Annotated in this window: 4 protein-coding genes; 3 read left to right on the top strand and 1 reads right to left on the bottom strand. The window is 64.9% G+C overall.

The genetic code is table 11. The features are described from left to right. Positions 1 to 560: alcohol dehydrogenase catalytic domain-containing protein (locus AACR77_RS16245; protein ID WP_231563266.1), on the bottom strand; the 560-nt coding region annotated here is incomplete at its 3' end. Positions 561 to 941: 381 nt separating this feature from the next. On the opposite strand from AACR77_RS16245, the gene prpB reads away from it, so the two are divergent. The 3 genes from prpB to AACR77_RS16230 all read left to right on the top strand — a co-directional run. After that, positions 942 to 1,826, top strand: a complete 885-nt coding sequence (prpB, locus tag AACR77_RS16240; RefSeq protein ID WP_042882799.1) for a methylisocitrate lyase — start codon at positions 942 to 944, stop codon at positions 1,824 to 1,826. A 64-nt stretch (positions 1,827 to 1,890) separates the two neighbouring features. After that, complete coding sequence (prpC, locus tag AACR77_RS16235) at positions 1,891 to 3,048, top strand: bifunctional 2-methylcitrate synthase/citrate synthase (RefSeq protein WP_042882798.1); 1,158 nt, start codon at positions 1,891 to 1,893, stop codon at positions 3,046 to 3,048. Further along, on the top strand, positions 3,048 to 3,638 hold a 591-nt coding region (locus AACR77_RS16230; protein ID WP_042882797.1), incomplete at its 3' end, for an aconitase family protein. The genes prpC and AACR77_RS16230, both read left to right, overlap by 1 nt.

Here is a 3,638-nt window from a genome sequence, read left to right as displayed (position 1 = left end):
CAGCCGTGGGCACGGGCCAGCTCGGCCTTGGCGCCGCTCGAGACGGTGCCTATCACCGTCAGCCCCAGCAGCTTGGCCCACTGGGCGACGATGAGGCCGACCCCGCCCGCCGCGGCGTGCAGCAAGATGCTGTCACCGGGTTTGAAGTCGTAGATGCGGCGCATCAGGTAGGCGGAGGTGAGGCCGCGCATGGTCATGGCGGCGGCGGTCTCGCAGGAGATGCTGTCCGGCAGGCGAATGAGCGGCGCGGCCGGGATCAGGCGCTCGGTCGAGTAAGCGCCGAGTGTATTGATGAAACCGGTGTAGGTGACGCGATCGCCGACGTCGACGTTGGTGACGCCCTCGCCCACCGCCTCCACCACCCCGGCCGCCTCGACGCCGAGGCCATTGGGCATGGGGATGGGGTAGGTGCCGTTGCGGAAATAGGTGTCGGCATAGTTGAGGCCGACCGCGGCGTGGCGCAGGCGCACCTGGCCAGGCCCGGGCTCGCCCACCGCCACTTGTTCGTAGCGCAAGACCTCGGGGCCCCCGGTTTCATAAAAGCGAATGGCGTTGGCCATGGCGGTTCTCCAGATTCATTCGTGGGTGAAAACATCGTCCAGAGTGAATCTAGGGATTAACGTAAACGTCCGCTTTGCATCGGGCGACAGCCACTTTTCATCTCATGACACCCCCCTTCGAATCCGTTGCCCCCCCTCGGGGAAGAGGCCAGAATCGGCCCTGTTCCCCCATGACGGCGAGGTGACAGTGGCCGGGCATGAATCAAATTGGGAAGATACTTGATTGAATTACATGAAGTTATACAGGAAGCAGCCGCTGGTGCCCGCCCATTGACGGGCCTTGGACTTAAGCATGATTGACGTTAACGTCAACGTAGTGTGAGATGAACCTGTTCACAGCCAGCATCCGCAGCAGACAAGCACCCCATGAAAGGAGTCACGATGTCCAACCTATCCCCCTCGGCCGGCACGCGTTTTCGCACCGCCCTGGCCAATGAGAAGCCCCTGCAGATCGTCGGCACCATCAACGCCTACATGGCGCTGATGGCCGAGCGCAGCGGCTTCAAGGCCCTCTACCTCTCCGGTGCCGGGGTGGCCAACGCCTCCTTCGGCCTGCCGGATCTCGGCATGACCTCCATGAACGACGTGCTCATCGATGCCGAGCGCATCACGGCCGCCACGCAAGTGCCGCTCCTGGTGGATATCGACACCGGCTGGGGCGGTGCCTTCAACATCGCCCGCACCGTCCGCGCCTTCGAGCGCGGCGGGGTGGCCGCCGTCCACATGGAGGATCAGGTGGCCCAGAAGCGTTGCGGCCACAGGCCCAACAAGGCGGTGGTCTCCCTGTCCGAGATGGTGGACAGGATCAAGGCGGCGGTGGATGCCCGCACCGACGAGAGCTTCGTCATCATGGCCCGTACCGACGCCCTGGCGGTGGAAGGGCTCGGCTCGGCCCTAGAGCGCGCCGCCGCCTATGTGGAGGCGGGCGCCGACATGATCTTCGCCGAGGCCGTCACCGAGCTGGATCAGTACGACCGCTTCAAGCAGGCGGCCGGGGTGCCGATCCTCGCCAACATGACCGAGTTCGGCAAGACGGAGCTGTTTGACAAGGAGGCGCTCGCCTTGCATGGCGTCGACATGGTGCTCTACCCGTTAAGCGCCGCCCGCGCCGCCAACCAGGCCGCCCTCAACGTCTATCAGCAGTTGCGCCGCGACGGCCACCAGCGCGCCGTGGTCGACACCATGCAGACCCGGGAGTCTCTCTACGACTTCCTCGGCTACCACCACTACGAGCAGACCCTGGACAGACTGTTCACCAAGGAATAAGCCCGCGACCAGCCGCCTCATGCTGGCGGCTGGCGCTTCAACGGACTGAATGAGGAAACATGTGATGAGCGCCATTCCCGAAACCACCGGCTTCAAGCCGAAGAAATCCGTCGCCCTCTCCGGCACCGCCGCCGGCAACACCGCCCTGTGCACCGTCGGCCTCTCCGGCAACGATCTGCACTACCGTGGCTACGACATACTGGACGTGGCCACCAGCTGCGAGTTTGAAGAGATAGCCCACCTGCTGGTGCACGGCCATCTGCCCAATGTGGCGGAGCTCGCCGCCTACAAGGCCAAGCTCAAGGCCCTGCGCGGCCTGCCCACCGGGGTGAGGACCGCCCTGGAGCAGTTGCCTCCCTCCGCCCACCCCATGGACGTGATGCGCACCGCCGTCTCCGTGCTGGGGTGCCTGTCACCGGAGAAGGACGATCACAACCACCCGGGCGCCCGGGACATCGCCGACAAGCTGATGGCCTGTCTCGGCTCCGTGTTGCTCTACTGGTACCACTTCAGCCACAACGGCAAACGCATCTTCGTCGAAACCGATGACGACTCCATCGGTGGCCACTTCCTCCACCTGCTGCACGGCGAAAAGCCCCGTGCCTCCTGGGTGCGCGCCATGCACACCTCTCTCATCCTCTACGCCGAGCATGAGTTCAACGCCTCCACCTTCACCGGCCGCGTCATCGCCGGCACCGGCTCGGACATGTACTCCTGCATCACGGGAGCCATCGGTGCCCTGCGCGGGCCCAAGCACGGGGGCGCCAACGAGGTGGCCTTCGAGATCCAGAAGCGCTACGACAACCCCGCCGAGGCGGAGGCCGACATCCGTGCCCGCATCGAGAAGAAGGAGGTGGTCATCGGCTTCGGCCACCCGGTCTACACCGTCTCCGATCCCCGCAACAAGGTGATCAAGGAGGTGGCACGCGAGCTCAGCCAGGAGCAGCACAACACCAAGATGTTCGACATCGCCGAGCGGCTGGAGTCCACCATGTGGGAGGCCAAGAAGATGTTCCCGAACCTCGACTGGTTCAGCGCCGTCAGCTACCACATGATGGGGGTGCCCACCGCCATGTTCACCCCGCTGTTCGTCATCGCCCGCACCTCCGGCTGGTCGGCCCATGTCATCGAGCAGCGCATCGACGGCAAGATCATCCGCCCGAGCGCCAACTACGTCGGCCCGGAGGATCTCCAGTTCGTTCCGCTCAAGGAGCGCAAGTGATGATCAACCAATACCGCAAGCCCCTGCCCGGCACTGCGCTGGACTACTTCGACGCCAGGGAGGCGGTCAACGCCATCGCCCCCGGCGCCTGGGACAGGCTCTCCTATACCGCCCGCGTGCACGCCGAGAACCTGGTTCGCAAGTGCGATCCGGCCATCCTCGGCGAGTGCCTCGGCCAGATAGTGCACAACAAGCGCGATCGCGACTTCCCCTGGTTCCCGGCCCGGGTGGTCTGCCACGACATCCTGGGCCAGACCGCCCTGGTGGACCTGGCGGGCCTTCGCGACGCCATCGCCGAGCAGGGGGGTGATCCCGCCCAGGTCAACCCCGTGGTGCCGGTGCAGCTCATCGTCGATCACTCGCTCGCCGTCGAGTGTGGCGGCTTTGACCCCCAGGCGTTCGAGAAGAACCGCGCCATCGAGGATCGCCGCAACGAGGATCGCTTCCACTTCATCAACTGGACCAAGCAGGCGTTCAAGAACATCGAGGTGATCCCGCCAGGCAACGGCATCATGCACCAGATCAACCTGGAGAAGATGTCCCCGGTCATCCACGCCGATCGCGGCCTCGCCTACCCGGACACCTGCGTC

The organism is Aeromonas sp. ZOR0002, assembly GCF_963866995.1.
Lineage (GTDB): Bacteria > Pseudomonadota > Gammaproteobacteria > Enterobacterales > Aeromonadaceae > Aeromonas > Aeromonas caviae.
The sequence above is the reverse complement of the archived record's forward strand: the minus strand, read 5'-3'. Positions and strand labels throughout refer to the sequence as shown.